Here is a 308-nt window from a genome sequence, read left to right as displayed (position 1 = left end):
TCCGAAGTGGAATTGGCGTTGAAAGCCGCTGACGCATTGAGCGCGAAAGGCAAAAAAATCCGCGTGGTGTCACTACCGTCTACCAACGTCTTCGAAGCGCAAGATCAAGCTTACAAAGACAGCGTATTGCCGCCAAGCGTGACCCAGCGCGTGGTAGTAGAAGCGGGAGTAACCGACGGCTGGTGGAAATACGCCGGCAGCGCGGGTAGAGTCGTAGGATTGGACCGTTTCGGCGAATCGGCCCCGGCAGGTCAGCTCTTCAAAGAGTTCGGCTTTACCGTGGACAATGTCGTCGCTAATGTGGAAGC

The 308-nt window shown here is 56.2% G+C and carries 1 protein-coding gene; it reads left to right on the top strand.

Annotated features, from left to right (window positions below; translation table 11 throughout):
• Window positions 1–308, top strand: a 308-nt coding sequence (locus tag CWO84_RS15405) for a transketolase C-terminal domain-containing protein (RefSeq protein WP_276308163.1), incomplete at both ends; no start/stop codon positions are given.

Source organism: Methylomonas sp. Kb3 (genome assembly GCF_002834115.1).
GTDB classification, from domain to species: Bacteria; Pseudomonadota; Gammaproteobacteria; order Methylococcales; family Methylomonadaceae; genus Methylomonas; species Methylomonas defluvii.
Note: the sequence above shows the minus strand (reverse complement) of the source record. Positions and strands in the feature narration are given on the sequence as shown.